General features: G+C 63.9%; 24 protein-coding genes. 1 reads left to right on the plus strand and 23 read right to left on the minus strand.

The features are described 5' to 3' along the window. Window positions 1-2: 2 nt before the first annotated feature. The 13 genes from KIO76_RS04005 to KIO76_RS04065 all read right to left on the minus strand — a co-directional run bounded on the left by KIO76_RS04005 (window position 3) and on the right by KIO76_RS04065 (window position 15933). Window positions 3-2333 carry a TonB-dependent hemoglobin/transferrin/lactoferrin family receptor gene (locus KIO76_RS04005; protein ID WP_213321576.1) on the minus strand — a complete coding sequence of 777 codons (2331 nt, stop codon included), beginning with the start codon at window positions 2331-2333 and terminating at the stop codon, window positions 3-5. Window positions 2334-2756: 423 nt separating this feature from the next. Then, window positions 2757-3548 carry an SDR family NAD(P)-dependent oxidoreductase gene (locus tag KIO76_RS04010; protein ID WP_249729478.1) on the minus strand — a complete coding sequence of 264 codons (792 nt, stop codon included), beginning with the start codon at window positions 3546-3548 and terminating at the stop codon, window positions 2757-2759. Beyond that, a complete protein-coding gene (locus KIO76_RS04015; RefSeq protein ID WP_213321577.1) occupies window positions 3518-4300 on the minus strand; it encodes a hydroxypyruvate isomerase family protein in 783 nt (260 codons plus the stop codon). The genes KIO76_RS04010 and KIO76_RS04015 overlap by 31 nt, the downstream gene beginning before the upstream one ends. 2 nt (window positions 4301-4302) lie before the next feature. After that, entirely contained in the window at window positions 4303-4950 is a 648-nt protein-coding gene (otnC, locus tag KIO76_RS04020; protein ID WP_213321578.1) for a 3-oxo-tetronate 4-phosphate decarboxylase, read from the minus strand. Next, window positions 4947-6203: a 3-oxo-tetronate kinase gene (otnK, locus tag KIO76_RS04025; RefSeq protein WP_213325002.1), complete on the minus strand. Its 1257-nt coding sequence runs from the start codon at window positions 6201-6203 to the stop codon at window positions 4947-4949. Before otnK ends, otnC begins: the two co-directional genes overlap by 4 nt. Before the next feature lie 2 nt (window positions 6204-6205). Beyond that, the gene (gene denD / locus KIO76_RS04030; RefSeq protein WP_213321579.1) at window positions 6206-7210 is read right to left on the minus strand and encodes a D-erythronate dehydrogenase; all 1005 of its coding nucleotides are present in this window, start codon (window positions 7208-7210) and stop codon (window positions 6206-6208) included. A 47-nt stretch (window positions 7211-7257) separates the two neighbouring features. Then, entirely contained in the window at window positions 7258-9207 is a 1950-nt protein-coding gene (locus KIO76_RS04035) for a D-apionate lactonase family protein (RefSeq protein ID WP_213321580.1), read from the minus strand. A gap of 11 nt (window positions 9208-9218) precedes the next feature. Beyond that, the gene (locus KIO76_RS04040; protein WP_213321581.1) at window positions 9219-10196 is read right to left on the minus strand and encodes an ABC transporter permease; all 978 of its coding nucleotides are present in this window, start codon (window positions 10194-10196) and stop codon (window positions 9219-9221) included. Between the two features lie 20 nt (window positions 10197-10216). Then, window positions 10217-12115 carry a sugar ABC transporter ATP-binding protein gene (locus KIO76_RS04045; protein ID WP_213321582.1) on the minus strand — a complete coding sequence of 633 codons (1899 nt, stop codon included), beginning with the start codon at window positions 12113-12115 and terminating at the stop codon, window positions 10217-10219. A 159-nt stretch (window positions 12116-12274) separates the two neighbouring features. Then, window positions 12275-13258, minus strand: a complete 984-nt coding sequence (locus KIO76_RS04050; protein ID WP_213321583.1) for a substrate-binding domain-containing protein — start codon at window positions 13256-13258, stop codon at window positions 12275-12277. Window positions 13259-13322: 64 nt separating this feature from the next. Next, window positions 13323-14087 (minus strand): FadR/GntR family transcriptional regulator, encoded by a 765-nt coding sequence (locus KIO76_RS04055; protein WP_213321584.1) that lies wholly within the window; start codon window positions 14085-14087, stop codon window positions 13323-13325. 179 nt (window positions 14088-14266) lie between these two features. Beyond that, the gene (gene gabT / locus KIO76_RS04060; RefSeq protein WP_213321585.1) at window positions 14267-15562 is read right to left on the minus strand and encodes a 4-aminobutyrate--2-oxoglutarate transaminase; all 1296 of its coding nucleotides are present in this window, start codon (window positions 15560-15562) and stop codon (window positions 14267-14269) included. 23 nt (window positions 15563-15585) lie between these two features. Beyond that, complete coding sequence (locus tag KIO76_RS04065) at window positions 15586-15933, minus strand: tRNA-binding protein (protein WP_213321586.1); 348 nt, start codon at window positions 15931-15933, stop codon at window positions 15586-15588. Between the two features lie 175 nt (window positions 15934-16108). On the opposite strand from KIO76_RS04065, the gene KIO76_RS04070 reads away from it, so the two are divergent. Beyond that, a complete protein-coding gene (locus KIO76_RS04070; protein WP_213321587.1) occupies window positions 16109-17581 on the plus strand; it encodes an NAD-dependent succinate-semialdehyde dehydrogenase in 1473 nt (490 codons plus the stop codon). Window positions 17582-17672: 91 nt separating this feature from the next. On the opposite strand, the gene KIO76_RS04075 is transcribed toward KIO76_RS04070, so the two are convergent. From KIO76_RS04075 to KIO76_RS04120, 10 genes are all read right to left on the minus strand, one after another. Next, entirely contained in the window at window positions 17673-18167 is a 495-nt protein-coding gene (locus KIO76_RS04075; protein ID WP_213321588.1) for an Lrp/AsnC family transcriptional regulator, read from the minus strand. A gap of 28 nt (window positions 18168-18195) precedes the next feature. After that, complete coding sequence (locus tag KIO76_RS04080) at window positions 18196-18918, minus strand: haloacid dehalogenase type II (RefSeq protein WP_213321589.1); 723 nt, start codon at window positions 18916-18918, stop codon at window positions 18196-18198. A 167-nt stretch (window positions 18919-19085) separates the two neighbouring features. Next, window positions 19086-19799, minus strand: a complete 714-nt coding sequence (locus KIO76_RS04085) for an ABC transporter ATP-binding protein (protein ID WP_213321590.1) — start codon at window positions 19797-19799, stop codon at window positions 19086-19088. Then, window positions 19796-20554: an ABC transporter ATP-binding protein gene (locus KIO76_RS04090; protein ID WP_213321591.1), complete on the minus strand. Its 759-nt coding sequence runs from the start codon at window positions 20552-20554 to the stop codon at window positions 19796-19798. The genes KIO76_RS04085 and KIO76_RS04090 overlap by 4 nt, the downstream gene beginning before the upstream one ends. Continuing rightward, a complete protein-coding gene (locus KIO76_RS04095; RefSeq protein ID WP_213321592.1) occupies window positions 20551-21438 on the minus strand; it encodes a branched-chain amino acid ABC transporter permease in 888 nt (295 codons plus the stop codon). Before KIO76_RS04095 ends, KIO76_RS04090 begins: the two co-directional genes overlap by 4 nt. After that, window positions 21438-22364, minus strand: a complete 927-nt coding sequence (locus KIO76_RS04100) for a branched-chain amino acid ABC transporter permease (RefSeq protein ID WP_213321593.1) — start codon at window positions 22362-22364, stop codon at window positions 21438-21440. Before KIO76_RS04100 ends, KIO76_RS04095 begins: the two co-directional genes overlap by 1 nt. A 2-nt stretch (window positions 22365-22366) precedes the next feature. Further along, window positions 22367-23584, minus strand: a complete 1218-nt coding sequence (locus KIO76_RS04105; RefSeq protein ID WP_213321594.1) for an ABC transporter substrate-binding protein — start codon at window positions 23582-23584, stop codon at window positions 22367-22369. 32 nt (window positions 23585-23616) lie between these two features. Beyond that, the gene (locus tag KIO76_RS04110; RefSeq protein ID WP_213321595.1) at window positions 23617-24855 is read right to left on the minus strand and encodes a metal-dependent hydrolase family protein; all 1239 of its coding nucleotides are present in this window, start codon (window positions 24853-24855) and stop codon (window positions 23617-23619) included. A gap of 32 nt (window positions 24856-24887) precedes the next feature. Next, window positions 24888-25382 (minus strand): GAF domain-containing protein, encoded by a 495-nt coding sequence (locus KIO76_RS04115; RefSeq protein WP_213321596.1) that lies wholly within the window; start codon window positions 25380-25382, stop codon window positions 24888-24890. Next, a complete protein-coding gene (locus KIO76_RS04120) occupies window positions 25379-26278 on the minus strand; it encodes a branched-chain amino acid ABC transporter permease (protein WP_213321597.1) in 900 nt (299 codons plus the stop codon). The genes KIO76_RS04115 and KIO76_RS04120 overlap by 4 nt, the downstream gene beginning before the upstream one ends. Window positions 26279-26280 lie beyond the last annotated feature (2 nt).

The following is a 26280-nucleotide window of genomic DNA, read 5'->3' on the forward strand; positions in this document are numbered from 1 at the left end:
TCTTAGAAATCGACCTGGGCGCTGAGCTTGAAGGTGCGGCCCGGCGCGGTTTGCAGCTCCAGGGGGTTGGTGACCTTCACGCTGTCCGCTGGATTGCGCGAGAAAGTATAACCAAACGGTCCCTTGAAATAACGCTGGTCGAAGATATTGAGGACGCCAGCGCGCAGCGTGACCATTTCCGTCGGCTTCCAGTTTACATAGCTGTCAAACACCATATAGCTGGACGGACGATAGAGATCATTGGAGCTCGCACGGTTCACGCCCTGGCCGAACGTGCTGATGACTTCAGCCTGCAACCCCCAGTCAGGTCGCATCCACTTCAGGCCCACTGTTCCATTGAACGGCGTGGCCCCATCATAGGGCACCATCGGATCGCCCGCCTGGTAGCGCTGGTCGCCGTATTGATAGGACGCGGAGGCGTTCACCGCCCAGTTGTCATGGAACTGCCACTCGCCAAAAGCCTCGATACCCCAGATCTTGACCGCAGACAGATTGCGATAGGTGTAGTCGTTCGTGCCCGGGGGATTGTAGAAATTCTGGATGAAGTCCTTGTAGTCAGCATAGAAGCCACCGATCGAGAACCACGCGCGATCGAATTGGCCACGGAAGCCGGCCTCATAGGACTTGACGCTTTCCGGTTGCAGGTTGGGGTTCGGAATAAGGTTGAAGGAGACGCCTGGCGAGGACGTATAAAGCTGCTGCGCCGTAGGCATCTTGAAGCCTTCCGCGTACCGCGCGTAGACGGAGTAGACATCCGTGAGCTTGAAGATGGCCCCGATCTGCGGAATGAGCTTGCTGGAGTCCGCCTTCTTCGGCGTTATTCCATCCGCCGGGACATAAAAGGCATTCGCCTGCGGGTCGATTGAATAGTTGGCCCAGCGGACACCGGGCGTGATCATCAGCCGGTCGCCGAAGAGCCTGATTTCATCCTGCATATAGAAGTCAGCGCGTGTCGTATCAGCATTCGTGAAGGCGGCGCTTCGCGTATACGTCGTCCGCCCCGTCGTGAGATTTCTGACGAGGCTATCGCGATAGTAATCAGCGCGGGTGTAATCCCCCTGGAAACCATACGTCAGCGTATGGCTGCTCGCGCCGATGTTGAACTTCGATGTGAGCTGAAGATCAGCCTGCCAGAATTCCTCTGAATACCCAAGGTTATCAACAGAGATCTGATTCTGCCTTGTTGCCAGCGTCTGGAGGCGCTCGCTGTGAACATCGCGGCTCTGCGGCGAATAGGACAACTGCCAATGCAGGTTGTCTAGGAAGTTTACCCCAACGTTCCAGTCATGCGATAACGAAACGCGCTTGCGGGTTTGGTCCTGTAGGCGGGGATAAAGCCCGTTGAAGGCTCCGTTAGACTGCAGCCCGTAGTCGTACATCTGACGGATATTATTCGAGCTCTCGTAGAGCTCACCAGTCAATTTGAACTCATGGTCGGACGAGGGACGAAACACCAGTTTCGTCAACATGTTCCATGTGGTTCCGTCAAGCGGGTTGAGAGTGTCGCAGCGGATGGCCATGGGGACGCGCGGGCAGCCCCAGATGCCGCCATCCGCGCGGGCCTTGCTCAGCTTACCCTCGTTAAAGGTGTTCTGGTTGACGAGGATGAGACCCTGCAGTGTGGGAGTCAGCTGGAAGGCCGCCATCGCGGTCTTCGAGAAGGACTTGTTGAAGCTGTCGTAAGTGGCCTGAATACGACCGGCGTAAGGCTTGTCCTTGCCCTTGAGAAGATCATCCGGGTCGAGCGTGCGATAGGCGACGATACCGCCCAGGGCGTCCGCGCCCCAGAGCACGGAGCCCGGGCCGCGCACGATCTCGACGGCCTTCAGGCCCGGGAAATCGACGAAGTTGCGGTTGCCATCAGTGATACGCTCCTGAATACGGGTGCCGTCGACTTGCATCTGCACGCGGTTTCCACCAACGCCGCGGATCGTGAAGCCGCCGAGATTACCGAACGGATCCGTTCCTGAAGTCTGGCGATCGACAGTAATACCGGGTTGGTAACGTGCCAGATCCATGTTGTCGCGCGTCATGGTCTGGTCCAGCTGCTGCCTGGTCGTCACGGTCACCGTGCCTGGCACGTCGAGGACATTGGTTGGCTGGCGCGTGGCTGTGATGGAAATGGCGTCGAGTTCGATCGTGCCGGGCGCGGCGATGAAATCACCATTTGCGCTCACCTCATCAGCGGCCTCCTGCACCGGCGCCGCCGCGCCGGCCTGCGCACTGCGCGCATCCCTCGACGTAGGTTGTGCCTGCTGCGCATTCGCGCTCGTTGCCGCAAGAACAATCACCAGCGCGCTAACGCTGGTGAGAAGACGAGACGTTGTGCCCATGATGCCCAGCCAATTCGAATCTTATCTGGCGAGCATTAATCAAGCATTCATCGATTCTTCAAGAAAAATATCCGTTATATGCCAACTATTTACTTTTGAATCGTTCTTCTTTTTAATTATTTTACTTTTCCTCTTAATTTAGAAAATTCAAAAATTTTACCTTGAACGCTCGATATCAAATGGTTTCCAGCGGAGGCCCGCGGGAAAAACAGCCTCGGCTTTAAGGTTACGAACGACAAACTCCTGAACTTGGCGTCTGGTGGCGAATGCGATGTACGATCGCCCGCACCCAGCGGCGGCAAAGCAGAATTCCAGATGACCAACAAAATGTGGGATCTATACCTGTATCGCGGAACTACGTTCTAAATATTCTAATGCAATTGTACAGAAACGTTGTCCGCTCAGGACAATGCGGGCTGCGCCTTACTGGGCGAGGAAGCCGCCATCGACGGGAAGCGTATGGCCGGTGATCATCGCCGCGCCCGGTCCCGCAAGGAAAACGATTGCTGCGGCGACGTCCTCAGGCTCCGCCAGACGTTTGAGCGGGGTCATGGCCTCGATACGCGCCACGAGCTCGGGCTGCGCGACGAGCGGCGCGATGAAGGGTGTGTTCACATAGGTGGGTGCGACCGCGTTCACGCGGATACCGTGAGGCGCCCATTCCACCGCCAGCGCACGCGTCATGTTGACGATGGCACCCTTGGTGGTCTGGTAGGAGATATTGGGATAGAGCCCGCCGCCGGAAAATCCCATGATCGACGAGACATTGATGACGGCGCCGGCGATGCCCGCCCCGATCATGTGACGCGCCGCCGCCCGCGCGCACAGGAAGGTGCCCGTCATGTTGACGGCCACCACCTTGTCCCAATCGGCAACCGTGTGCTCGACGGCGGGCTGGCGGATCGCAAGACCGGCGCTGTTGACCAGGATGTCGATGCGTCCGGCCTGTGCGACTACCTCCGCGAAGGCCCGGTCGACCTGCCCTTCATCAGCGATGTCAGCCTCGACCGCGCAATGCGCACCGGTGCCGAGGCTCGCGAGCAGGTCGGCACTGACAGTGGCGCGATCAAGCACAGCGACTCTCGCACCGGCTTCCGCCAATGCTTTGGCCGTCGCGAAACCGATGCCGCTTGCGCCGCCGGTCACAACGGCGACGCGGCCAACCAGCGGTTTCATGACATCGGTCACAGGCTTACACCCAGTGCTTTCACCCATCCCATGCCCTCGTCCGTGTCGGCGCGGGGCTTGTATTCCAGCCCCACCCAGCCGTCATAGCCGATGCTGGCGAGGTGATCGAGAACCGCGCGATAGTTGATCTCGCCCTCGTCGGGCTCGGCGCGGCTCGGCACGGCGGCGATCTGCACATGGCCGATCACGGGCAGGTAGCGGGTGAGCTTGCGCAGCACGTCTCCCTCGGCCGCGCCGACGTGGTAGACGTCGAACATCAGCTTGATGTTCGGCCGGCCGGCCTCTTCCCGGATACACGCGGCCTCGGCCTGCGTCGCATAGAAATAGCCAGGCGCGTCATAGGGGTTCAGCGCCTCGAGAAGCAGCGTCAGGCCATGCGGAGCGGCCTTGTCGGAGGCCTCGCGCAGGTTCTTCACGAAGACGGCGGCCGCCGCCGCCCGCATTTCCGGCGCGACGAAGCCCGCCATGCAATGGATGGCCGTGCCACCCGCCTCCAGGCAATAGGCAATGGACTGGTCGACGGCGGCCTGGAACTCGGCCTCGCGGCCCGCGAGGGCGCCGAGGCCGTTTTCTCCGATTGCCAGGTTACCACGCACAGTGTTGATGCCGAGCAGCTTTAATCCATGACGTTCGCAGCGCGCCCTCACCTCCGCAGCGGGCGTGTCATACGGCCAGTGCAGCTCGATCGCCTTGAAGCCGGCCCGCGCCGCGGCGTCAATGCGCTCCAGGAGCGGACGGTCGGGCCAGAGAAAGCCGAGGTTGGCGGAATAACGCAGCATCGTCATTTCAGGGCGAACCTCGCGTTCAACTGATCGATCTGGCTCTGATCAAGGCTCCGCACCGCGAGCCCGCGGGTGACGATGAGGAGCCTCGCCGTCTCCTCCAGCTCCTCCGCGGCGAAGACGGCGCTGTCCAGCGACGCGCCCGCCACCACCGGCCCGTGGTTGGCGAGAAGCACCGCTGCGTGCTCCGCGGCGCGCGCGGCGACCAGCGGCGCCACATCGGGCGAGCCCGGCGGGGTATAGGGCAGCACCGGCACGCGCCCCACGCGCATCACCACATAGGGCGTGATCGGCGTGACCGCGTCCTCTGGGTCGATATCAGCGAGGCAGGAGAGTGCCGTGGCATAGGTCGAATGCAGATGCACCACCGCGCCTGCCGCCGGCCGCGCCTCGTAGAAGGCCCGATGCAGCGGCAGTTCCTTGGTCGGTGCGTCGCCCCCAACGTGCCGCCAGCCGGTATCGAGCCTGGAAATGCGCTCCGCATCGAGAAAGCCGAAGCAGGAATTGGTCGGCGTAACAAGGAAGCCGTCTTCGAGCTTGACCGAGATATTGCCGGAGGACCCCACGGTGAAGCCGCGCTCGAACAGCGAGCGCCCCCACAGGACGATCCGCTTCCGGAGATCAGCTTCCGCCTCAAGCCCGCTCATCGCGACACTCCCATGACAGCGAGTGCCTTGGCATAGAAATCGATGGCGCCGAAGTTGCCGCTCTTCAAGGCAAGGCGGATGGGCTTCTCCCCTGCCTCGCCGGCGAGCGCCGGCACGCCGGGGTCGATCTCCGGCCCGATGGCGAGTTGCTGGAGGCCGAGCGCCGCGACGACGGCGCCCGAGGTCTCTCCGCCGCCGACGGCAATCCGCGTGACGCCGGCCGCGACGAGCTCCGCGGCGAGGCTTCCGAAGAAATTCTCGATCGCCCCCGCCACCGCCTCGCGCCCGAACCGCTCCTGCGCAGCCTGCACGGCCTCCGGCTCGGCGCTGGAATAGACGATCGGCGCTGCATCGGCATGAGTCAGCACGAAATCCCGCGCGGCTGCCACGGTGACCTCCCCCGCCATAACAGCGTCCGGCGGGAGCGCGAAGCCGGGATGGCCTTCCAGATGCCGCGCAAGCTGCGCCAGCGAGGCTCTCGAGCAAGAGCCTGAAAGCGCCACACCCGGGCTCGCGATGCCGCTGAACGCCGTGCCGGCTGTCCCAAGCTTGCCGGCCTTGCGGAAGTTGTCAGGCAGGCCGATGGCGATGCCGGAGCCGCCCGTGATCAGTCTGGCATCGGCGATCGCGGCGCCGATCGCTTTGAGGTCATCGTCCGTGACGGCATCGACGACGGCGAGCTTGGCTGTCTTGTCGATCTCCGCCAGCGCCGCGCGAATGGCTCCCGCGCCTTGCCGCACGATCGCATAGGGCACGAGCCCGACCTCGCCCCGGGTCTGGCGCCTGAGCCAGCGCCGGATATCCGGATCGGTCATCGGCGTGAGCGGGTGCTTCTCCATGCCGGATTCGCTGAGCAGGCGGTCGCCAACGAAGAGATGTCCCTGGTAGAGCGTGCGCCCCGTTGCGGGAAAGACGGGGCAGACCACGGCGACGCCAGCGCCGAGCGCCGCGCTCAGGGCCTCCGCCACCGGCCCGATGTTGCCCTCCGGCGTCGAATCGAAGGTCGAGCAATATTTAAAGAGGATCTGCCCGGCGCCCTGGGACTGGAGCCAAGTCAACGCACCAAGCGACTGGCGGACAGCTTCCGGGGGCGCGATGGAGCGTGTCTTCAGGGCGACGACACCGGCTTCCGCGGCTGCGACATCACCATCCGGCACGCCGACGAACAGCGTCGTCGCCATGCCGTTGCGGGCCAGCGTATTGGCAAGGTCGCTCGCGCCGGTGAAATCGTCCGCGATTGCGCCGAGCAGCATCATCAACCCCCGATCCGTCCGCCGAGTTCGTCCTCGACATGGGTGCGGATGATATCATCGAAAGTGGCATCCGCCTTGAAGCCGAGCTCGAGCGCGCGCCTCGCCTCGAAATCCTGCGCCCAGCCGTCGACGATGCGGATGATCGTCTCATCGGGCTCGCTGCGGATCAGCTTCACCGCCTTCTCGCCGGCAACGCGGCGCAGGGCCTCGATCTCCTCGCCGACGGTCGCCGAGAGCCCGGGCATATTGAGGTTGCGACGCCAGCCGAGGCGGGCGAGATCGAGCGTTGCGGCATGGGTGAGGAAGCCCACCGCCGCTCGGGGGCTGGCGAACCAGTGGCGGACATCCGGCGACACCGGCAGCACGGCATCCTGCCCCACCAGGGGCTCGCGCAGGATGTTGGAGAAGAAGCCGGAGGCCGCCTTGTTCGGCTTGCCGGGGCGGATGCAGATGGTCGGCAGCCGGATGCCGATGCCGTCGAAGAACCCACGCCGCGAATAATCCGACAGCAGCAGTTCGCCGATGGCTTTCTGCGTGCCGTAGCTCGTCAGCGGCGCCGTGAAGAACTCGTCGCCGATCTTGTCCGGGAAGGGCGCGCCGAAGACGGCGATCGAGGAGGTGAAGACGACACGCGGCTTGTAGGGCTGGCTTAGGCCTTCCTTGCGCAGGCCTTCCTGGCGGATCGCCTCGAACAAGTGGCGTGTGCCGTCGAGATTGATGCGGTAGCCCTTGTCGAAATCCGCCTCGGCCTCGCCGGAGACGATCGCCGCGAGATGGTAGATCACGTCGGGGCGGGCTGCGGCAAGCCGGACGGCCGTTTCCGGCGCGGAGAGGTCGACCGTCAGCGTCTCGGCCTTACCCTGAAAGCCTTCCGGGGCGGCAGGCGCGACGACATCGGCCAGCGTAAGCTGTGTAACTGCTTTCCCACCCAACTGCCCCTCGGCGACGAGCTTGTCCGTGAGCTTGCGGCCAACCATGCCGGCGGCACCGATAATCAGAATATGCATGAGACAATCCTTGCGAATACGCCTGAGATTTGACGTGGAAGGGCGGATCAGTTCAATCGCAAGCGTGCGACCGCATAGGGGGCAAGCGTACAGGTGGAACCGCCGTCGGCCGCCATCATGACGAGGGCGTCGGGATTCCGCGCTGCCGCGACGAAAGACCCGGCGTCGAGCACCGCCTTCTCAGCGATGGTTCCCGCCAGTTGCACGGCCTGATCGGCACCGGTGAGATTGGCGAGCCACAGCTCAATGCCGCCTTGACGCTCCACCGCGATTCCCTGCACGGCCGAGGGATCGGACAGGACAACGCGGCGCATCGCGGCACCGCCAAGGCCGGCGAGCCCCTTGAGAACGTGGAAGACGGGAAAAAGCCCGCCATGCTCGTCGAACCACGGCTGCGGCCAGGGATGACGCCGGTGGAGCACACCGAAGGCTCCCGTGGTGTCACCCAACGTGATCGCGGAGGCTCCGCCGGCCGCGAAGCGGGCGAAGAAGCCGAGCGTCCAGGCGGCGCCGAGAAGGCCGCGCTGGCGGGGATCGTTGAAATTCATGGCCTGCCGGATATTGCCGGGATTGACCATCGGCGCCTCGCCATAGGGGTTCATGCGCATGCCGATGGCGCTCGGCCCCACGGCCCAGGGTTTGCCTGCGGCGATGGCTTCAGCCGACAGCGCCATGGCAGGCAGGGATTCCAGCCCTTCGGTGATGGAGTGATCATCGCCGGCATGAAGCATCGCCGTCGTCGTGAAGCTCACGAGATCCAACAGGTCGCTCGGCGGGCGCTTGCGGTTCAACTCGGTGAAATAACTGAACATGCCACCGCCGAGCCTGACGCCGGGAAAGGCCTTGCGGGCCGCGGCGAAGAAATCTCGCGGCGGCGGCGCTGGCGGCCAGGGGCTGCCGGGCAAGGTGCATTTGAGATCCGGCGCGGGCGAAACGAGCACCACGGGGAAAGGCGAGCCGAGCGCCGCCACCTCGCGGCCCAGCACGGCGATCTCTTCTTCATAGTCGTCAACGCTGGCGATGACCGCCTCAAGCCAGGGCTCGGCGCCAATCGCCTTGGCCGCTGCCGCCAGACCCTGCAATGTCTCGCGATCATGGCCCCGCCGGGAATCGTGGAAGCCGACGAGATGCCGGACGCCGATCCGCCCCAGGGTTTCTGCCTCTTCCCGTGTCGCCTCGAGCTCGTCGGGATCAAGCCCCAGCCCGAGCGGCGGAACGACGCCTGCAGCCTCGCCGATAGCAATGGTGATGCCAGTATCGGCCGGCGCAGCCTGCGCCGGCTGTCCGGAGACCTTCAGCCGGACCGCCTGTTCCAGCACCTCGCCTGCCGCGAGCGTATAGGGCCATGGCAAGGCCAATGGACGCACATAGGTCTTGTAGGAGGCATCCGTCCAGTTGCGTTGGTCCTCCATTTCATAGACGTCGCCCTCCATGCGGCAGCTGACGCGGAGGCCCGGCACGGCCTCGTGGGTCAGCGCACGCAGGTTCATCATCGGCTGGACGGGGTCGATGATCTCGGGAAAGCGCCCTTCCTCGACGACACCATCGGCATGCTCGATGGTGACGGGCAGGCCGGAAGCCGCGCTCGGATGCAGCACCACGAAGCCCGTACGATTGGTGAGGAAGGCAGTATCGGCCTCCCCCCTCGCCGCAAAGGCAAGCGTGCCGTCCTCATCGAGCGTTATCTTGGCGGCATAGCTGAAGCTCTGGCGTTCATCCCGGGTCACGGCCTTGTAGGTGACCGTGAGGCCCGCGTCGGTGCCGTTTATGGCGAGATCGGTGATGACCGGGTTGTAGGTGCCCCAGTTGTGATCCCGCACGATGAAAGAGATGGCGCGGACGATCTCGACATCGCCGAAACGGATGTGGCGGAGATTGCCGGCGTCGAGTTCCGCTGTGAGCTTGCCTGCCCTGAGGATGCGCTTCGGAGGCACCGGCTCCTCGGTTCCGAAGAGAATGACGGCAGACGAAGGTGCGGATGTCACCTCGGATGTCATGGCTTGCCCTCTTACCGGCTGGCGCGGCTGCTGACGAGGCGCTCCACGAGGAGCGCCACGATGATGATGGTGCCGATGGCCGAGCCCTGCCAGAAGGGCGATACGCCCATGAGGTTGAGGCCGTTGCGGATCATCACCATGATGAACACGCCGATGAGCGTGCCGATCATCGAGCCGCGTCCGCCGTAGAGGCTGGCGCCGCCGATGACGACGGCGGCGATGGCATCGAGCTCCATGGAATTGCCCATCAGCGGGTCGGCGGACAGGAGTTGGCTGATGGAGAATGTCACCGCTACCGCCGAGAGCGCGCCCGACAGCACGTAGGGCAGCACGGAATAGAACAGCGTGTTGAGGCCCGCCGCCCGCGCCGCCTCCTTGTTCGACCCCACCGCATAGATCGTACGGCCACCCTTGGTATAGGTGAGATAGGCCCAGGCGACGAGATAAAGAACGATCAGAAAAAGGACGTTCGAGGGAATTCCGAGAATATTCGTGTAAACGATATTCTGCATTGCATCGGGAATATTGGAGATCGCCGTCTGGCCCGAGAGGATATAGGCAAGACTTCGGCCGATCGCCATGACGCCGAGCGTTACTACGAAGGCCGCGAGGCCGAAGACGTTGATGAGCAGCCCGGAGACGAGCCCAATGCCGCCCCCGGCGAGAACGGCCACCGCGATCGCCGGCACGATCGGCATCTGCTGGAGCGACAGCCCCAGGATGATGCCCGTAAGTCCCGCGACCGACCCGACCGAGAGATCGATGCCGCCGGTCAGGATCACGAAGGTCATGCCGACCGCGACGATGCCGATCACCACCGACTGGTCGAGCATGTTGAAGATGTTCGATTGTGTAAGGAAGTAAGGCGACAGCAGCGACAGGCAGAGGCCGATGACGAGCGCCAGCCCCAGCATGCGCACTTCAAGCCGCTGCGCCAGGCTTTTGAGGCGGAAACCGCGCGCCGGCCCCGAAGCGGTGATCGATGCCATGGAAGAGGGCTCCTTGCTGGTCACAGTGTGGCCGCCATCGTGTCGATGCGGGCCTTGATCGCCTCGGGCGACGGCAGCGCTATGCGGGGCGACAGCGAGAGACCGACCCAGCCGAGATCATGGCCACGGGAACTTTGCATGGGAACGAGCAGAGTAGTGCGGCTCTTGTCAGCCTCGGCCACGAAGATGGGTTCGCGCTGGCTCAATGCCCGGGGGATCAGCGTATCGGCGAGGCCGCGGGCTTCGCCCGCCCTGAAGCCGGGGTCGAGCGCGGCATCGGTGACGACCATATTCAGGCAGATAAGGTTGTCTTTCTCGATAAGCGCCCAGAAGCCAGCCCCGCCGTGCTCTTGGGCGAGCTGGTTGAGAAGGGCCGTGTTGCGCGCCATCGAGGTGCGCGGCGCGGCGAGCAGCGTCAGCTTCTCCTCGTCGAGCATCGCGCTCGGCAGATCCGCGATGCTGCGGCCGTCGCTCATCACGACGATGCGGTCGCTGATGCCAAGCAGTTCCTCGAAGTCCGACGAGACCACGACCACCGCGACGCCCTCGGTGACGATGTCGCGCAGCATCGCGTAGATGTTGGCGCGCGTGCCGATGTCGACGCCCTTGGTTGGCTCGTCGAGAATCAGCACCTTCGGTTCCAGCAGGAGCCAACGCGCCATGATGATCTTTTGCTGCATGCCGCCGGAGAAATTCAGCATGGAGGCGTCCATCAGCCGGTCTTCCGGCAGGCCGAGGCGCTGCAGCAGCTCCTTGACCTTGCGCTCACGCCCCTGGTAGCCGCAGAGAAAACCGCGGTGCGCGCCGAGATGGGCGAGCAGGAGGTTCTCCTTCACGCTGAGATCGGGCACGATGTTCTGCGTCCGCCTGTCTTCGGCGACGAAGCCGAGCCCCGCGCGGATGGCCCCTTGCGGATCGTCGCCCTTGAGCGGCTTGCCCGCGAGCCGCACGTCACCGCCGGTGCGGGGCCGCAGGCCGAAGATCGCCTCGACCGCCTCCGAGCGGCCGGCGCCGACGAGCCCGCCGAGGCCGAGGATCTCCCCCGCCCGCACCGAGAAGGACACGTCCTTCACGACGGGCGCGGCCGCGAGATGGCTGACCTCGAGCAGAACCGGCCCGCCCTGCCCCTCGCCCAAGGCATGCGGCTCGGTGTAAATGGCGCCGAGTTCGGCCCCGACCATGGCGCGGATGAGTTCCGCCTGGGTCAGGTCGGCGGTCGGACGGGCATTCATGACTGTCCGGCCTTCGCGCATCACGGAGACGCGGTCGGTGATGGAAAACACCTCCTCGAGCCGATGCGAGACGAACACGAGGCCATGGCGGGTATCGCGCAGGCGGGACATGACATCGAACAGCCTGTCCACCTCGCCCGGGCTGAGCGATGCCGTCGGTTCGTCGAAAATGATGAGCTTGGCACCGACGCCGAGCGCTTTGGCGATCTCGACGAGTTGCTTCTGCGCCGACGAGAGCCGCCTGACTTCCCAATCGAAGGGCAGGCCGTCAGCCTGGCCAAGACTTTCGAGAATGGCCCTCCCCCGCTCCTTCAGGGCACCATAGTCAAGCCATCCGGGGCGCCCGAGCTCCGGCAGGAAGATGTTCTCGAGCACGGTGAGATCGGGAACGAGGCTGGTCTCCTGCATCACGATGGCGATGCCGACACGCAGGGCGTCACGGGTGTTGCGAAGCTGAATGTCGTGCCCGCGATATCGGATGGAACCGGAGTCCGCGATGTAGTGGCCGGAGATGACTTTGGACAGTGTCGACTTTCCCGCGCCGTTCGCACCCAAGAGCCCGTGGATCTCGCCCTCGCGCAGCTCGAAATCCGCGCCGGCGAGGGCCCGTGTCTTGTCGAAGGTCTTCGTGATCTTGCTGGCCGCCAGCAAAACCGGCAGCGGATCAGCGGATGGCCCTGGTTTCATCCTGTATTCTCATGGTTTTCAGCCGCGATAGACGCGCCACGCCTGAAAACTTCCCCGTTTGACTGCGGAACGTTTTCGCACGGCGCGAACATTGAATAATGCCGCGCCACGCGTTCAGCTATAAAGTCCTAGACGACAGGACACCTCACAACGGAGACATCAGACTTCGTCGGCGAAGACCGTCTTGCGCACCGTGGGCAGTTCCTTCTCGATGTTTTCACTGGTGATAACCAGGATCGGCACGGTGATTTCCTTCTCGGGCGTCTTGCCATCGAGGGTCGCGAGCAGGGCCTCGCCGGAGCGGACGCCCATCAGGTAAGGCTGCTGCATGCCGGACACGACGATTTGGCCGGATTTCAGGAGGTCGACGAATTCCGGAATGCCATCGAAGGCCGCCACCAGGACCTGGCCATCCCGGCGGGCAGCCTTGATGGCCCGGAGCGCACCGAGCGCGGGCTGGTCCGTTTGGATGAACAACCCACGCATGCCCGGATTGGCGGTAAGCATGTCCTGCGTGAACTTGAAGGTTTCATCGGCCGTATAGGACTGCATCTGCTGGAGACCAGCCTCCTTCCCGGTGAAACCGCCTTCCTTGAGACCGTCCAGGAAGCCCTTGGTGCGCGCCTGGCCGTTCTTGCGCGCCTGGGAAATGGCGATGATGCCGACAGACCCGTCCTGCCAGCCCTTCTTCTTCAACGCCGCCGCCAGCGCCATGCCGACGCCATGCGCGCCCTTGTAGTTGTCGGAGATGATGAAGGAAGAATAGTCGCCGCTGTTCGTCCCGATATCCCCGATTACGACGGGAATATTGGCGCGCTTGGCGAGATCAAGCACGCTTGGCGCTGTGGATGAATCCGTCGGCGAGATCACGATGCCAGCGACGCCGCGCGCGATGACATCCTGCGCGTTTTGCAGCTGGGTCTGCGCGCTGTTTCGCGAGTCGAGCGCCTGGTAGCCGAAGCCCTTCTGCTTCACCGTCGCCTCGACGCCTTTCGACAGATAGCGCCAGAAAGGCAGATCAAGGCCCGGCGTAAGATATGCGATGTCCTTGCCGGCAGCCATCGCGGCGCGCAATCCGCCCAGGCCGGTGCTCGCCGCAAGGGTGCCACCAAGAGCGAGCTTCAACACTGTCCTGCGTTCCATAGCATTGTCCTCCGAATATTATGTTGGTTCTGTTTGTTTATTTATAACAACGAGAACTATTTATCTATTTCTGTTTATTTTCCATACCCATCACTGTTTGCGTTGTCTGATAGATGCGGTCCGTATGGACGGCAAAAGCCGCGACCGCGGCATCGGGATCATGGGCGCGCAACGCCGCGACAACCGCGGCATGGTCCGCATAGCTCGTCGCAATGGCCTCCGGGCGCGCCACCGCGATGCGACGATATTCCATCATGTAGCTGTAGAGATCCGCCGCGAAATCCGCGAGCAGGGCATTGCCCGACGCCCGGTAGATCGTGACGTGGAATTCCCTGTCGCAGATCAGGAAGCCGACAGGATCGTCAAAGGCCTCCTTCTGCACCGCGAGCAGCCCGTCCAGCGTCGCCAGCGTCGCATCGTCGATGCGCCGCGCGGCGTCCGCCACCACCTCGCGCTCAACAAGAAGGCGGGCGGCATGGACGGAATCGATGTCATAGGCATTGATGGCTCGCGCCGGACCCACACCGATGGTCACGGGCCCCACGTCGACGCGCACGACCCGCGTGCGGGCGCCGTGCGAAATCTCGAGGATGCCGCGGGCCGCCAGGATCTGGATGGCACCGCGCGTCGTCTCGCGGCTGACATTGAGGGACGATGCAAGCTCCCGCTCGCTCGGCAGCGCGTCTCCCACCTGGACGATGCCGGACGCGATCAGCCCGGCGATCTTGTCGGCGATCACGTCCTTCAGCGAGCGTTTCACGATCGCGTCACGGAACGACGGCACCTCAGCCAGGACAATGGCCTCCGAACTCTTCGCTGAAACCGCCATGGCCTCCCCGTGAGCCTCCTCCCGCGTGATTTTTCTCTGTGGCCTTCTTTCTGATCTACTGGTCCAACCAGAAGACCAGATGAGAAAGCCGCCTTTTCGCGTCGCTGTCAAGCGCGACAAAAAAGGCGGAGCGCTTGGCGCTCCGCCTTTCCTTCGTCAGTAACGTACGATTGCGACGTTTAGCCGGCTGCCGACGCGAAAGCCTTCCCGAAAGCCGCCACCGCTTCATCGATCTGCGCGTCCGTGGTGACGAGCGGGGCGAGGAAGCGGATGACGTTGCGGTGGACGCCGCATTTGATGACCAGCAGCCCTTCCTCGCGCGCCTTGTCGATGACGACCTGCGCGAAGTCCGCGTCGTGGCGCTTGCTCGCGGCATCGGCGACGATCTCGACGGCCAGCATGCTGCCCCGCCCGCGCACTTCGCCGATGCGGTCGCTGTGCTGCCGCTGCAAGGCCTCCAGCCCCGCCCGGAGGCGGGCGCCGCCTGCCGCGCCGCGTTCCAGAAGGTCTTCCCGGTCGAAGGCATCGAGCACGCCGAGCGCCGCCGCACAGGCCAGCGCGTTGCCGCCATAGGTGCCGCCAAGGCCGCCGGGCGTCGGTGCATCCATGATCTCGGCGCGGCCGACGACGCCGGAAAGCGGCAGGCCGCCCGCGAGGCTTTTCGCCACGGTCACGAGATCGGGCTTGATGCCCGAACGCTGGAAGCCGAACAGGTCACCCGTGCGGCCAAAGCCGGTCTGGATCTCATCGCAGATGAGCACGATGCCATGGCGCTTGGTGATCTCGCGCAGCGCGACGAGGAAATCGTCCGGGGCCGGCAGGAAGCCGCCGTCGCCCTGCACCGGCTCGATGATGATGGCGGCCACGCGGTCCGGTGCGATCTCTGTCGCGAACACCTCTTCCAGGGAATGAAGCGCCTTGTCCGTGGTGATGCCGCGATAGAGATCCGGATAGGCGGCGTGGTAGATGTCGGTCGGGAAGGGACCGAAATTCTGCTTGTAGGGCTGGCTGAAGCCGGTCAGCGTCACGCCCAGCAAGGTGCGGCCGTGGAAAGCGCCGCGGAAGGCGATGACGCCGGGGCGGTTGGTGTAGCCGCGCGCGATCTTGATGGCATTCTCGACCGCTTCCGCTCCGGTGGTCAGGAAGATGCTCTTGTAGGCCTCGTCCGTGCCGATCAGCGTGTTCAGGCGCGCGGCCAGATCGATATAGGGCTCGTAGGCCGCGACCTGGAAGGCGGCATGCGAGATGTTCTGCAATTGCCGCGAAACGGCCTCGACGACGCGCGGATGGTTGTGGCCAACATTGAGCACGCCGATGCCGCCCACGAAATCGAGGTAGCGTCGGCCTTCCACATCCCAGATCTCGGCGCCGAGCGCACGTTCAATGACGACAGGATGGGCGGTGGCGACGCCGCGTGGCACGTGCCGCGCCCGCTCCGCCAGCAAAAGCTCGGTCTTACGCGCAGAGGCGTTCATGGCAGTCTCCAGAAAGAAGGGGATTAGAACACGGTCTCGCCACGTGCCACCTCGGAGCGCGGCGTCAGCAGGATGACGTGGCCGAGGGCGTTGCGCGCGCCGAGGATCAGGATTTCAGATTGAAAGCCGGCTATGTTACGTGGTGCGAAATTGACGACGCAGGCGACATCCGTCCCCGTCAGTTGGTCGGGCGTGTAGCTCGTGATCTGCGCGCTGGACCAGCGGATGCCGAGCTCGCCGAGATCAACCGCGACCTTGTAGGAGGGGTTTCTGGCGCGCGGGAACGGCTCGACATGCACGATGCGGCCGATGCGAATATCAAGTTTCGCGAAATCATCGTAGGCGGCTTCAGGCTTTACGGGGGTGGACACGCTTCTCTCCGTCTGGCTAGGCCCGTATTCAAGCCCTTCAGGGACAACAAGCGATGCTGTTCCGCGCGCCAGGGACGGCAGGCTGATCTGTTCTGGCGCGATTTACGGCAGCAAATCCTTGAGCCGGAGGGCACGCTGCGGAAACGCAACTCCGCACCTTTCGCAAAGGCATTCCATGTCTCTCAAGCAGCGTCTTCGCGACCCTTCCCTCCTCGCCGACAAGGCCTTCATCGGCGGTAACTGGGCGGGCGCGCGCAATGGCGAAACACTCCCCGTCCGCAACCCCGCCACCGGCGAGATCATCACCACGGTGCCCGCGCTCGGGGCCGATGAAACACGCGCCGCCATCGCAGCCGCCAACGAGGCTTGGCCGCGCTGGCGGGCGCTTCCCTCCGCCGAGCGGGGCCGGCTCCTGGAAGTCTGGCATCGCCTCATGCTGGAGAATGCCGAAGATCTCGCGGCCATCATGACCGCCGAACAGGGCAAGCCGCTCGCGGAAGCTCGCGGCGAGGTGACCTACGGTGCCGGCTTCGTGAAATGGTTCGCCGAGGAAGCGCGCCGCATCTATGGCGACACCATCCCGGCGCCCTCCACGGACCGGCGCATCATCACGCTGCGCGAGCCTGTCGGCGTTTCCGCCGCAATCACACCGTGGAACTTCCCCAATGCCATGATCACCCGCAAATGCGCTCCCGCCCTTGCGGCGGGGTGCCCGGTAATCGTGAAACCATCCGATCTAACCCCCCTTTCGGCGCTCGCTCTCGCCGTTCTGGCAGAGCGGGCGGGTTTCCCGAAGGGCATCTTCAGCGTGCTCACCGGCATGCCGGACGGCATCGGCGGAGAACTCACAAGCAACGAGACCGTGCGGAAGCTCTCCTTTACCGGCTCCACTCGCGTCGGGCGCCTTCTCATGCGCCAGAGCGCCGACAGCGTGAAGCGCCTGAGTTTCGAACTCGGCGGCAACGCGCCTTTCATCGTGTTCGATGATGCCGATCTCGATCTCGCCATTGCGGGAGTCATGGCGAGCAAATTCCGCAATGCCGGCCAGACCTGCGTCTGCGCGAACCGCATCCTCGTGCAGGACGGCATCTATGATCGCTTCGCGGAACGTCTGGCAGGGGAAGTGGCGAAGCTCAAGGTGGGCAATGGCTTCGATGAGGGCGTCACCATCGGGCCGCTGATCAACCAGGCGGCGGTCGAAAAAGTGGCGCATCATGTCGACGACGCCCGCGCCAAAGGGGCCAGCATTCTCATCGGCGGCGAGGCACGGCCCGGCACGCTGTTTTCAACACCCACCGTGCTCACCGGCGCGACTACCGAGATGGTGCTCGCCAGCGAGGAGACCTTCGGGCCGCTCGCGCCGCTCTTCCGCTTCCGGGAAGAGAGCGAGGCCATCACCATCGCCAATGCGACGCCCTTCGGCCTCGCGTCCTACTTCTTCACTCAGGACATCCGCCGTTCGTGGCGCGTGACCGAGCGGCTGGAATTCGGCATGGTCGGCCTCAACACGGGCTCGGTCTCGCTGGAAGTCGCGCCCTTCGGCGGCATCAAGCAGTCAGGCCTTGGCCGCGAGGGCTCGAAATATGGCCTCGACGAATATCTCGAAACCAAGACGCTGCATGTCGGCGGCCTCGATCCGGCGGCTTGAGCCCATCACGGAGCGACGCATTTTCTTCACGCGAATCCGGCGGCCACTTCGCGCGAAAATGCCCTGGAAAGGCCGGACAATGTTCGGCCTTTTACTTCGTTTCGCTGAGCAGCGCCTGTATAGGCAACTCGGTCTTCACCAGCGGCGTCTTGAGAACGATGTAACTAAAGTATTTCTCGATCCCGATGTTGCGGTCGACAAGCGCTTCGATGACTTCCTGGTAATGCGCGATGCTGCGCACCATGAAGCGCAGGAGATAATCGTAGCCGCCGCTGAGCAGATGGCATTCCAGCAGCTCTTCAACACTGCGGATGCTCGCCTCGAACTTCACGAAATCCTCGCGGCGATGGTCAGCGAGCGTCACTTCCGTGAAGACGGTCACGCATTCGGCGAGCTTGCGCATGTTGATATGCGCGCTGTAGCCCGTGATGTAGCCGGCGGCCTCCAGCCGCTTGACGCGCTGGAGGCAGGGCGATGGCGACAAGCCGACGAGTTCCGAGAGGCTGACGTTGGTGAGTTGCCCATCCCTTTGCAGGTGAGTCAGGATCTTGATGTCGATCCGATCCAGCTTGGGCAACCCCGCCATCGCACCACCCTGTTATTCCGCCCCGCGGTCAGGCGCGCAGTTGATCCTGATGCGCGGCTGCCAATTCACCCATGCTCGTAAAGCGGAAATCGTATTTGGGCAAATCGCCGGGGTTCATAGTTGCGCCGAAGCCTTCGTCCTGGTGGCGGCGATGAATCCAGCATGAGGCAAGCCCAATGGCATTTGCCGGCTTGTGATCATGGAACAGGCTCTCGGCTGTATGCAGGATGTCGCCCTTGCCAAGGCCCATATTGCCGAGCGTCTCGATCATATACTCGAAGTTCTTGAGATCGGGCTTGTAGGATCCAATATCTTCCGCCGTGATGATGGCGTCGAAATCCACCTGCAGCTTCTTGTTGCTGTAGGTGAAGGTCTCGTTGTCCACGTTCGACAGGATGACGAGCTTGTAGAACTTCTTGAGATACTGGAGCGCGCCGGGCGAATCCTGGAAAGCCGGCCAGTTGCGGACGGACAGGCCATAGGTCACGCAGTCCTCGTGGCTCACGGTCACGCCCCACTCCTCGGCCAAGCGCTTGTAGACGATGGCGAGCAGATCACGGTAGCGCATGGCAGGGGTGTGACGCTGCTGCGTCGATTCATGTCGGGCGTGAGCTTGCAGGATCTCGTTGCGCGTCAGCGGGCGCTGAACCTTGCTCGTCAGAGGCTTCAACCCCTCGACCATGCCGCTTTCCCAGTCGATCAGCGTGCCGTAGCAGTCGAAGGTCAGAACCTTGAAGTCGGTCAGGCGCATCGTGAACTCCTTGAACGTCGTTGATTGAGCGCAAAAGACGGCGCGAGGCAGTCGTCGCAGGATCGTTTTTGTCTAAACCAAGCCGGCGCCATCGTCTGCTGTTTCAACCTGCCCGGGCCGAAGCGGATGCCTTGCAGCCGGCCGCGGACAGCAGAATGCTGCGCCGTTTATCCCTGGCCGAGATAGAGCTCCGCCGCGCGCGGATCCGCCAGAAGCGCGTCGGCCGCCCCCTCCAGCGCCACCTTGCCGCCATCGAGGATGCAGCCCCGGTCGGAGATGGCGAGCGACTGGCGCGCGCGCTGCTCGACAATCAGCGTGGACACGCCGAGCGAGGGCAAGCGGGCAATCAGGGCGAAGGCCTCGGCGACCTTGGCAGGGGCGAGCGCCGCCGTCGGCTCGTCCAGAACCATGAGGGAGGGTCGGGACATCAGGGCGCGGGCGAAGGCAAGCTGCTGACGCTCGCCGCCGGAGAGGCTTCCCGCGCGGGCCCGCCTGCGCTCGCCGAGCAACGGGAACAGCGTGAACATCTCCTCGATGCGCTGCTTGCGATCCGCCACGCCGGCGACAACCTGCAGGTTCTCGGTGATCGACAAGGCCGCGAACACGTTGGAAACCTGAGGCACGTAGCCGATGCCATGGGCCATGCGCCGATAGGCGGGAACGGCGAGGATGTCCTGCCCGTCGACGCTGATCTCGCCGTTGACCCTAGGCAGAAGTCCGACGACGGCCTTGGCGAGGGTGGACTTGCCGGCACCATTCGTGCCGGCGACGGTGAGGATTTCCTTCTCGCGCAGCACGAGATCGATGCCGTTGAGGATATCAACCTCGCCGTAGCCGCCACGCAGGTTGCGGATTTCGAGAACTGCCTTTGCGTCGGTCACGCCGCGCCTCCGAGATAGGCTTCACGGACCTTGCCATCCTCGAGCACCTCTCCCGGCGTGCCGGAGGCGAGGATCCGGCCGCGATCCATGACGTGGAGAGTCGGCACGAGCCGCGTGAGGGCCTGCAGGTCATGTTCGATAATGAGGAAGCCGATGCCCCTGGCGTTGAGTTCGCGGATACGCTCCACCAATTCCTCGATCAACACCGGGTTGACACCGGCAAACGGCTCGTCGAGCAGGATCAGCGATGGTTCCACCATCAGCACACGTCCAAGCTCGAGCAATTTCTTCTGTCCGCCGGACAGCCGCCCTGACGGGAGATCAGCGACATGGCCGAGCCGCAGGAAGGCGATGACCTCATCGACCTTCGCCGCGATGGCGGCCTCCTCGCGGGCCACCTCGCCCGGCCGCAGAAACAGGCCGATCAGCCCCTCCCCGGTCTGCCCGGGCGCGGCCGCCTTGAGATTGTCGCGGACGGTCAGGTGGCTGAACTCGCGCGGCACCTGGAAGGTGCGCAGGAGGCCTTTGCGGGCGCGGGCGGCCGGCGATTGCCGCCCGAGGTCGGCCCCCTTGAAACGAACCTCGCCGCCATCGGCCTCGATAAAGCCGGACACGACCGAAAAGAGGGTGGATTTGCCGGCTCCGTTCGGGCCAATGAGCCCGACCAGTTGCCCCTCGCCCACCGAGAGAGTGACGCCATCGAGGGCCTGGAAGCCGCCGAACGCCTTGCGGATATCCGTGATTTGCAAGCTCATCGCCGGGTAAAATCTCCCATGAGACCTTGCGGGCGGTAGATGGTGAAGAGGATCAGCAGGAGGCCGATGACACCAAGGCGCACCGAGGCCATCTCCACGTCCGAGATGAAGGGCATGACATCGCGGATGAAGCGCGATCCCTCGAGCAGGACCATCAGCAGCACAGTGCCGACAACCGCTCCAGAAACACGCCCGATCCCCCCGATGATGATCGCCATCCACACGTAGAAGGTGACGAGGGGAATGAACTGGTCCGGCACGATATAGGTGATGTAATGGGCGTAGAAGGCCCCGGCGAGACCGGCAAGGCCCGATCCCAGGATCAGCACCTGCACCTTGAAGCGGGCCGGATCCTTGCCGAGCGCCTTCACCGCATCCTCATTGTCGCGGATGGCCTCGATGATGCGGCCGAAGGGACTCTTTACGATACGGCCCATCCCCAAGACCGCGATGATGGTGACCACCAGCAGCACCGCCAGCACCGCGAAGGAGGCGAGCGAGCCGACCGAGATGCTCGCAAACATGCGCGGAATGGCTGGGATGCCCTGCACGCCGTTGGTCAGCCACTTCTCGCTGGTGATGACGAGACGTACGGTTTCGGAAAAGCCGAGTGTCACGATGGCGAAATAGTCATCGCGAAGCCTGAGCGCGATCAGGCCGATCGGCCAGGCGGCAAGGCCAGCGACGATCGTTCCCGCGGCGAAGCTGAGGATGAGCGGCACGCCGTTCATCGCCAGGATGGCCGAGGTATAGGCCCCGATCGCGAAAAAGCCGACATGGCCGAAATTGATCAGGCCCGTGAAGCCGTATTGCAGCGTCAGCCCCAGTGCGAGCAGCACGTAAATAAGGGCCACGATGGCGATTGCAACGAGATAGGCCTCCATCAGCGCACTCCCTCAAGCCGGCCGAACAAGCCACGCGGACGCACCAGAAGCACCAGGAGCAGGACGACGAAGGAAATCGAGAGCTTGTAGGTGAAGCCGACGAAAGGTGTCGAAAGCTCCTGCGCCACACCCAAGAGGAGGCCGGCAAGGACGGCTCCCGCCGGACTGCCGATGCCGCCGAGGATGGCAGCCGCGAAGGCCGGCAGCAGCATCTCCCAGCCAAGTTCCGGTGAGACGACCGTCTTCATGCCGAGCATCATGCCGGCGACGCCGGTGACCGCGCCCACGAGCAGCCAAAGGGCGATCATGACACGCTCGGGCCGGATGCCGGAGACAAGCGCCAGCTCCCGGTTGTCGGCCACCGCGCGCATGCGCCGGCCGATCGGGGTGGCATAGAGGATGAGAAACACGCCGACGAGCGCCACCGCCGCCACCGCAGCGAGTTGCAGGTCGAAGGGATTGATGACGAGCCCGTTGAAGCGGATGGGGCGAACCAGCGGCACGGTGAAAAGCTGCTGATTGTGGCCGAAGACGATGCCGAGCACGGCGCGCATAAGGAAGCCGACGCCGATCGACGTGACGAGCAACGCTACAACCGAGCGCCCTGCCAGCTTACGGAACACCAGCGCGTAGGCCGTAAGCGACAGGAGCGCGGTGGCTCCCACCGCAGCCCCGCCGGCAACGACGAGCGAGCCCGTCGCCTTGTGGCCGATGAGGGCCGCGTAGGCCCCGAAAGTCATGGTGTCGCCCGTTGCCGCATTGGCAAAGCGCGCCACGCCGAAGACGAGCGTCACCGCGAGCGCGGCAAGCCCGACGATCAGCCCTTGGACGAGCCCGTTGACGATAAGCTGAGCGTAGAACAACGCTGATGCCTCACGGAAATAAAAGCATATCCGGCGCCGGAACCACAGCGCCGGATAGGGCATGATCAGATCTTGACGACGTAGCGGCGTTCCAGCTTGCCAGCCGTGATGAAGTAGGCGCCGAAGTCCGGCGTAACGTCGCCATACTGGTCGAAATCGAGGACCGACGAGGCGCCGTCATAGTTGATCTTGCCGTTCTTCAAGGCAGCCTTGCCCTCAGCAAAGGACGACACAACCGTCCCCGGAGGGTTGCCGACTTCGCGCAACTTGGGCACGACCGCGGACATGTCGGACGATCCGGCGGCCTCGATGGCGAGCGCCAGCACATTGAGCATGTCCCAGGTCATGGCGGCGTAGACGTTCGCCGTCCCCGGCTGCTTCATCGCCTTCTGGTAGGCTGCATCATACTGGGCAAATGCCTGGGATCCCTCGTTCGAGACGGAGTCGACGGAGATCACACCTTCCGTCACGTCAGGTCCGAGAGCCTGGATGAGCTCCGGATTGGCCGCCCAGCCCGGAATGATCCAGCGAACGGGCTGGCCGCTCTGGAACCACTCGCGCAGGATGATGGTGGTATCGGCGAGGTAGGACCCGGTGACGATGACGTCCGGTTGGGCCGCGAGAACCTTCATCAACTCCGAACGATAGGATGCCTGGTTCGGCTCGTAGACGACGCTCTCGACGACCTTGCCACCCTTGGCTTCCCACGCTTGGCGGAAGCCCTCAGTGTTGCCGATGCCCGATGCGTTGTTGAAGGCCATCGTGGCCGGCCGCTTGAAGCCTTCCTTCTCGCAGATGGCGGCGAAAGCCTGGCCGAAGCGGCCGTTCGTCGCCTGGAACCGGAAGCCGAGGCCCTTGGCATTGGCGGGCGGAACCGACAAAGCCGGCGCGCCCGAGCAGTGGAAAAGCGGGATGCCTGCATCGTTGCAGAGCGGTAGCACCGCCAGCGACACGCCCGAGGAGAAGGTGCCGAGAATGGCCTGCACCTTGTTGGCCTCGATGAGCTTCTTGGCGGCCAGCACGCCGGCCTGCGGATTCGTCTGGCTGTCTTCCGCGAACACCTCGATGGGACGGCCCGCGGCGCCACCGGCCGCATTCACGGCCTCTGCAACAGCCAGGATCATTTTCTGCATGCCCGAGCCATAAGGGCTGCCGGATCCGGTGATCGGATTAAGGGCGCCGATGCGGATCGGACCCGTCCCTTGCGCGCGCAGGATGGAAGGGGCCGCGACTAAGGCCCCCGCGCCGGCAACGCCAGCCAATAGTGTACGACGATTGATCATGACACCCCTCCTCTTGAACCGGCAGTTCGCAATCAAACGCCGAGTTCGTTCTTCACAAAATGTCCGGCCTTCATGATGGCCGGCATATGCTTGCCCTGGCCCGTTAGAAGAGCCATGTCCTTCAGCGGATTGCCGTCGACCACGATGAGGTCGGCGTGGGCTCCGGCGGCAACGACGCCAAGCTTGCCTTCCTGGCGCACGACCTTTGCCGCATTGACCGTGGCCGAGCGGATGACCTCGATCGCCGGCAACACGTCGCGGCGCAGCAGGAATTCATCCGACTGGTGGTGGTGCATCTCGCCGAGCAGGTCGGAACCATAGGCCATCATGACATCGGCATTGTGCAGGATCTCGAGCGCCGCAAGGCCTTGGGCACGCACGTCTTCGATCTTGGCGACCGAGGCAGGCGGCAAGCCGAAGGAAGCACCTTCCTTGGCAAGATAGTCGAAGGTGACGTTGGTGGGCACGACATAGGCGCCCTTCTCCTTCACCAGCCGCGCCGTCTCCGCAGTGATGAGGTTGCCGTGCTCCACGGATTCGACACCGAGCTCGACAGCGCGGCGGATGCCTTCGTCTGTGTAGAGATGCGCGGCCACATAGGTCTGGGCATGACGGGCCTCTTCGACCGCCGCGCGCAGCTCGTCATCCGAGAAGCCGAGGAAGGCGATTGGATCGGTCGGCGACGACACGCCGCCATTCGCCATGATCTTGATGAACTGGGCGCCGCCCTTGATCTCCTCGCGCGCGGCACGGCGCAGCGCGTCGACGCCATCAACGACGCGGCCGAGCGTGCCCGCCCGGTCGGCGTAATAGTCCACATTGCGTGCATGATAGCGGCCGCGATAATCGGTGTGGCCGCCAGTCTGCGACAGCGCCTTGCCGCAGATCACGAGGCGCGGCGCCTCGATCAGCCCTTCGTCGATCGCCTGCACGAGGCCGTATTCCGCGCCGCCGAGGTCGCGCACGGTGGTGAAGCCGCGCATCAGCATGTCGCGCATGATCTTGGCCGAACGCAGCGCGACCAGCGTGTTCGGGAGCTCGGCATTGAGGCCGAGGTTGGTCGTGGTGGCGATGACATGCACGTGGCAGTCGATGAGCCCCGGCATCAGCGTCTTGCCGGCGAGGTCGATGACCACGGCCGACGACGATTGGATCGGCTTGTCCGACACTTCACGAATCTCGCCGTTCTCGACCAGCACATGATGCCCGGCGAGGGCCTCGTCAGAACGCCCATCGAGAATATCAGCGTTCTGGAACAGGATCGTGCTCATAACAAACTCCGAACGTCGTTAAGGATGCGGCGTCAGACGCGCGCCTTGGTCAATGCGGGAATGAGGAAGGCGGTGAAGGAGCGAACCAGCGCGACCTGATCTTCGCTGGTATAGGCGCCCTCACGGTCGAGGACATTGAGCGTCCCAAGAATCTCGCCGCCTTGCTGGACGGAAACGTTGATGACCGAGCCGAGACCAAGGCTCTCGATCAGTTCGTGATCCGGGAAAGCCCAGCGGATAGCGGCGACATCGGGCCCGAGGAAAGTCTGCTTGCGCTTCAAGACGAGGTCGCCCCACGGGGTTGGTCCCATGCGCTTGCGGCCCTGGACTGGATAGGCGACGGGCTGCGAGGAATAGACGCGTTCAACCTCCTCGCCATTCTCGCACCGGACGAGAATGGTGAAGAGCTGGTGGCCGAGAAGATCCGCCACGGCCTTGTCGACGGCGCGGTAAGCGGCCTCGGGGCTCGCATCGGCGGCGATGGCATCTGTGACGGATAGATAGGCCTTGATGAGGGTATCGGTCATTGCACGGGTGCTTTCTGTGAACGTTCGGGAAGGAGGCCGTCCGGTCGGAAGCTGAGGATGAGCACCAGGCCGAGCCCGACCACGATTTCCCGGAGGGAGGCCGCCTGAACGGCCGACACGCCGGGCGCCAGTTCTGCGATGAAGCGTGTGGCCTCGAGGAAGGCGACCAGCAGATAGGCGCCAATGACGGCGCCCGCTGGGCGTGCATTGCCGCCGGCTGTCACGGCCAGGAAGATGTAAATCGTGATGAGCGGCTGGAAGAGATCCGGCGCGACGTAGCTCGTGTAGTGCCCATAGAAGGCGCCCGCTAGGCCGGCAATGGCCGCGGCCAGCGAGAAGGCCTGCGCCTTGAACCGCACGATGCTCTTGCCGGCGACGGAAGCCACCGTCTGGTCCTCGCGAATAGCCCTGAGGCTGCGCCCCCAAGGCGAGCGCAAGAGACGGCGCAGGAGAAGATAGACCACGGCCACCGCTGCCGCGATGATGGCCAGCGAGCCAGCATGGAACCAGATGCCTGCATCGCGCGGTACCAGAACGGGAATGCCGGAGATGCCATCTGTGCCGCCGGTCAGCCACACCTCGTTGGATGCAACGAGCCGCACGATCTCGGCAAAGCCGAGCGTGACGATCGCAAGGTAGTCATCACGCAGCCTGAGCGTCGAGAAGCAGACGATGAGCCCGACAAAACCTCCGGCCAGCATGGCAACCGCCACCCCCACCGGGATCGGCGCGTGGCCCCAGGTCGTGAGCATGGCCGAGGCATAGGCGCCGACCGCGAAGAAACCAGCGAGACCCAGGTTGACCAGCCCCGCAAGCCCCCATGACAGCATCAGGCTCTGCGCGAGCAGCGCATAGACCGAGCCGATGACGAGCGCAAAAAGGATGTAGGTGAGCATGT

It is taken from the genome of Chelatococcus sp. YT9, from assembly GCF_018398315.1.
GTDB lineage: Bacteria > Pseudomonadota > Alphaproteobacteria > Rhizobiales > Beijerinckiaceae > Chelatococcus.

Bases quoted from the DNA above. Each gene is read 5' to 3' on its own strand.
- KIO76_RS04100 (WP_213321593.1), bottom strand. From the start codon at position 22,364: ATGCCCTATCCGGCGCTGTGGTTCCGGCGCCGGATATGCTTTTATTTC.
- KIO76_RS04015 (WP_213321577.1), bottom strand. From the start codon at position 4,300: ATGCTGCGTTATTCCGCCAACCTCGGCTTTCTCTGGCCCGACCGTCCG.
- KIO76_RS04110 (WP_213321595.1), bottom strand. From the start codon at position 24,855: ATGAGCACGATCCTGTTCCAGAACGCTGATATTCTCGATGGGCGTTCT.
- KIO76_RS04045 (WP_213321582.1), bottom strand. From the start codon at position 12,115: ATGAAACCAGGGCCATCCGCTGATCCGCTGCCGGTTTTGCTGGCGGCC.
- denD (WP_213321579.1), bottom strand. From the start codon at position 7,210: ATGCATATTCTGATTATCGGTGCCGCCGGCATGGTTGGCCGCAAGCTC.
- KIO76_RS04035 (WP_213321580.1), bottom strand. From the start codon at position 9,207: ATGACATCCGAGGTGACATCCGCACCTTCGTCTGCCGTCATTCTCTTC.
- KIO76_RS04055 (WP_213321584.1), bottom strand. From the start codon at position 14,087: ATGGCGGTTTCAGCGAAGAGTTCGGAGGCCATTGTCCTGGCTGAGGTG.
- KIO76_RS04080 (WP_213321589.1), bottom strand. From the start codon at position 18,918: ATGCGCCTGACCGACTTCAAGGTTCTGACCTTCGACTGCTACGGCACG.
- gabT (WP_213321585.1), bottom strand. From the start codon at position 15,562: ATGAACGCCTCTGCGCGTAAGACCGAGCTTTTGCTGGCGGAGCGGGCG.
- otnK (WP_213325002.1), bottom strand. From the start codon at position 6,203: ATGCTGCTCGGCGCAATCGCGGACGATTTCACCGGCGCGAGCGACCTT.
- KIO76_RS04070 (WP_213321587.1), top strand. From the start codon at position 16,109: ATGTCTCTCAAGCAGCGTCTTCGCGACCCTTCCCTCCTCGCCGACAAG.
- KIO76_RS04095 (WP_213321592.1), bottom strand. From the start codon at position 21,438: ATGGAGGCCTATCTCGTTGCAATCGCCATCGTGGCCCTTATTTACGTG.
- otnC (WP_213321578.1), bottom strand. From the start codon at position 4,950: ATGAGCGGGCTTGAGGCGGAAGCTGATCTCCGGAAGCGGATCGTCCTG.
- KIO76_RS04050 (WP_213321583.1), bottom strand. From the start codon at position 13,258: ATGGAACGCAGGACAGTGTTGAAGCTCGCTCTTGGTGGCACCCTTGCG.
- KIO76_RS04120 (WP_213321597.1), bottom strand. From the start codon at position 26,278: ATGCTCACCTACATCCTTTTTGCGCTCGTCATCGGCTCGGTCTATGCG.
- KIO76_RS04075 (WP_213321588.1), bottom strand. From the start codon at position 18,167: ATGGCGGGGTTGCCCAAGCTGGATCGGATCGACATCAAGATCCTGACT.
- KIO76_RS04005 (WP_213321576.1), bottom strand. From the start codon at position 2,333: ATGGGCACAACGTCTCGTCTTCTCACCAGCGTTAGCGCGCTGGTGATT.
- KIO76_RS04090 (WP_213321591.1), bottom strand. From the start codon at position 20,554: ATGAGCTTGCAAATCACGGATATCCGCAAGGCGTTCGGCGGCTTCCAG.
- KIO76_RS04115 (WP_213321596.1), bottom strand. From the start codon at position 25,382: ATGACCGATACCCTCATCAAGGCCTATCTATCCGTCACAGATGCCATC.
- KIO76_RS04040 (WP_213321581.1), bottom strand. From the start codon at position 10,196: ATGGCATCGATCACCGCTTCGGGGCCGGCGCGCGGTTTCCGCCTCAAA.
- KIO76_RS04010 (WP_249729478.1), bottom strand. From the start codon at position 3,548: ATGGGTGAAAGCACTGGGTGTAAGCCTGTGACCGATGTCATGAAACCG.
- KIO76_RS04105 (WP_213321594.1), bottom strand. From the start codon at position 23,584: ATGATCAATCGTCGTACACTATTGGCTGGCGTTGCCGGCGCGGGGGCC.